This window comes from Streptomyces sp. NPDC037421, from assembly GCF_055602105.1.
In genome coordinates this window covers 1-3,274 of record NZ_JBVJWV010000085.1, presented here as the reverse complement: position 1 = coordinate 3,274, position 3,274 = coordinate 1, and the positions used below count along the sequence as shown (strand labels likewise).

At 72.6% G+C, this 3,274-nt stretch carries 4 protein-coding genes; 1 reads left to right on the top strand and 3 read right to left on the bottom strand.

Annotated features, from left to right (window positions below; all coding sequences use genetic code 11):
* Positions 1 to 372: 372 nt before the first annotated feature.
* Positions 373 to 1,380: a stage II sporulation protein M gene (locus tag ACZ7IF_RS39255; RefSeq protein ID WP_470981836.1), complete on the bottom strand. Its 1,008-nt coding sequence runs from the start codon at positions 1,378 to 1,380 to the stop codon at positions 373 to 375.
* A 111-nt stretch (positions 1,381 to 1,491) separates the two neighbouring features.
* Between ACZ7IF_RS39255 and ACZ7IF_RS39250 the strand changes: the two genes are divergently transcribed.
* Entirely contained in the window at positions 1,492 to 2,394 is a 903-nt protein-coding gene (locus ACZ7IF_RS39250; RefSeq protein WP_470981834.1) for an RDD family protein, read from the top strand.
* On the opposite strand, the gene ACZ7IF_RS39245 is transcribed toward ACZ7IF_RS39250, so the two are convergent.
* A complete protein-coding gene (locus tag ACZ7IF_RS39245; RefSeq protein ID WP_470981833.1) occupies positions 2,391 to 3,044 on the bottom strand; it encodes a hypothetical protein in 654 nt (217 codons plus the stop codon). The two genes, ACZ7IF_RS39250 and ACZ7IF_RS39245, sit on opposite strands and share 4 nt — an antisense overlap.
* Before the next feature lie 93 nt (positions 3,045 to 3,137).
* The coding region (locus ACZ7IF_RS39240; protein WP_388686125.1) for an adenosylhomocysteinase at positions 3,138 to 3,274 on the bottom strand (137 nt) is incomplete at its 5' end.

Genomic DNA, 3,274 nt, shown 5'->3' with positions numbered 1-3,274 from the left:
ACGCTTCCTTTGTACTCACCCTCTCGGGCTTTCCTCCGGGCTTTCGTTCTTGCGTTTCCGACTCTATCAGACTCTTTCGTGTCCGATTTCCTCGGTGCTTTCGAGGTTCTGCGCTTTCGCGCTTTCCCTTTCCGGCGGTTCCGACTCTATCAGAAGTTTTCCACCGGATTTCCCGGCTTCGGCTTCCTGAATGAGGAGTCGACTGTGCCCCACGGGAATTCAATTCCATTTGGGGGCGAGAGAGACTTTAAACCATCGCTGCCGAACTTGTCCAGTTCGAGGCAACCGTTCGAATCTACCTCCCCGCGGCGGCCGTGTCAACGGTCTGCGGGACGACGAGGAGACTAGCAGCTCAGCCGGCTTGTACGCACATCAGGCCGCCGTCGGTAGCGTCGCCGTGCGGTCCGCCTCCTCCACGTCGCCCACCTCGCCGGCGCGGGAAGCGCGGCCGCCGAGGACGTAGACGTAGACGAGGAACGCGGCCTCCGCGACGACGCCGATGGTGATGCGGGCCCAGGTGGGGAGGCCCGACGGGGTCACGAAGCCCTCGATCAGGCCGGAGACGAAGAGGACCGCGGCCAGGCCCATGGCCATGCCGAGGGCGGCGCGGCCCTGTTCGGCGAGGGCCGTGCGGCGGGTGCGGGGGCCCGGGTCGATGACCGTCCAGCCGAGGCGCAGGCCCGTACCGGCGGCGACGAAGACGGCGGTCAGTTCGAGGAGGCCGTGCGGGAGGATCAGGCCGAGGAAGACGTCGAGGCGGCCGGCGGAGGTCATCAGGCCGAGGCCGACGCCGAGGTTCGCCATGTTGAGGAACAGGATCCACAGGACCGGGAGCCCGAGGAAGGCGCCGAGGACCAGGCAGACGGCGGCGGCCTGGGCGTTGTTCGTCCAGACCTGCGCGGCGAAGGAGGCCGCCGGGTGGCTGGAGTAGTAGGTCTCGTACCCTCCGCCCGGCCGGGTCAGCTCCTTGAGGTGCTCCGGGGTCGCTATGGCGCTCTGGACCTCGGGGTGGGTGGCTATCCACCAGCCGATGAGCACGCCGAGGGCGGTGGAGAGCAGCGCGGTGGGTATCCACCAGCGGCGGCTGCGGTAGACGGCGGCGGGGAAGCCTTCGGTGAAGAAGCGGGCGGCGTCGCGCCAGCTCGCGCGGCGGGTGCCGGTGACCGTCGAGCGGGCGCGGGCGACGAGCTGGGTGAGCCGGGCCGTGAGCATCGGGTCGGGGGCGCTCGACTGGATCAGGGAGAGGTGGGTGGAGGTGCGCTGGTAGAGGGCGACGAGTTCGTCGGCCTCCGCCCCGGTGAGCCGGCGGCCGCGGCCGAGGAGCTGCTCCAGGCGGGCCCACTCCGTCTGGTGGGCCGCCACGAAGACGTCGAGATCCATCCGGTTACCGCTCCCCTGCCCCTGGCCACCCGATACGGCTTACTTCTCCTGCGGTCAGCTTGGCAGACTGGGGTGCACAGGGGCGGGTCAGGTCGGGGAAAGGTGCGCGCGGTGAGCGATCTGGTGACGGGAGACGCGGTCGTCCTGGGTCTGCGGCCGGCGCGGCTGCCGAGCCGGGCCCTGGCGGTCCTGCTCGACCTGGCCGTGTACGGCACCGGGTTCGTGGTGGTGATCGTCGGGCTGCTGGCGGCGACGGCCGGCCTCGACGACGCCGCGCAGGCCGCGGTGTCGGTGGCGAGCCTCCTGCTGGTGGTGGTCGGCGTGCCGATCGCGGTGGAGACGCTGAGCCACGGCCGCTCGCTGGGGAAGATGGCGTGCGGGCTGCGGGTGGTGCGGGAGGACGGCGGGCCGATCCGGTTCCGGCACGCGCTGGTGCGCGGGGCCATGGGGGTCGTGGAGCTGCTGCTCACCTTCGGGGCGGTCGCCTGCATCGCCTCGCTGATGTCGGAGCGGGGCCGGCGGCTGGGTGACGTGTTCGCCGGGACCCTGGTGGTCCGGGAGCGGGTGCCGGGCGCGCGGGTGATGCCGGTGCCCCCGCCGCCACCGTGGCTGGCCGGGCAGTTCGCGGCGCTCGACCTGTCGGCGGTGCCGGACGGGCTGTGGCTGGCGATCCGGCAGTACCTGACGCGGATGAACCAGCTGGACCCGCACACGGGTGCCGCGATGGCGGTGCGGCTCGCGGACGACGTGGTGGCCCGGACCGGGACGCCGCCGCCGGCCGGGGTACCGGCTGCCGCGTTCCTGATGGCGGTGGTGCACGAGCGGCAGTCGCGGGATGCCGCGCGCGCCTTCGCCGCGGGCCCGGCCGCGCCTCCCGCACCGGCACCGGCACCTGCACCTGCACCGGTGGCTGCCCCCCTGCCCATGGCCGTGCCCGTGCCCGCTCCCGCCCCGGTGGCACCCGTGGCGCCGCCTCCGACCACGCGCGGGACCGGGTTCGCTCCGCCTTCCTAGTCCTCGAAGTCCTCGTGTTCGTCGAGGACGTCGAGGTCGTCGAAGGACGACGGCGGGGTCTCCAGGTGTTCGAGTTCGATGCCCGGCGCCGAGAGGACCACGTCCCCCGCGATGTGCACGGTGTGGACCTCGCCCGTGTCCAGGGCGGTGACCTGGTACTCGTCCACCACGAGCGGGCCGCTGTCCGTCGGGTGCTCGGCGCGTGAGAGCAGGGCCCAGGCCTGGTCGACCGTACGGGGTGCCAGCACCGGATCGGTCAGCGCGAGGAGCCGGACCCGGGTCGCGGGGGCGCCGGGGGTCAGGCGCAGCAGACGGGCCGTGGCGATGAGGAAGGCCGGGGAGCTGCCGGTGAAGCCGGGGGCGGCGACGTTGCCCTCGGTGGCCTCGGCTCCGGCGGGGTCGGTGCGGACCCAGGTGACGCCGTCGATCGCGGCACCGCGCACCTGCCAGCTCGCGGCGTTCGCCTCCAGGCGGATGGGGCGGCCGAGGGCGTCGATGGCCAGGTCCAGCGAGCCGCGGTGTTCCCCGTCCGGGGTGGTCAGCTGGGCCACGTAGCGCCAGCCGGAGGGGCCGGGGGCGCAGTGGAAGTGCTCCTCGCCGAGGGGGGTGTGGTCGTGCGGGTCGTGGAGCGAGTAGCGGCCGCGGGGCATGGCGTTGGTCCTTGGGTACGGGGCAGGCCCCCGGCGCGGGTGCCGGGGGCCTGCCTGGAGTGCTGCGGATCCGCGGGGATCGGTAGCGGTGGATCAGTAGCGGTAGTGGTCGGGCTTGTACGGGCCCTCGACCTTGACGCCGATGTACGCGGCCTGCTCCGGGCGCAGGGTGGTGAGCTTGACGCCGAGCGCGTCCAGGTGGAGGCGGGCGACCTTCTCGTCGAGGTGCT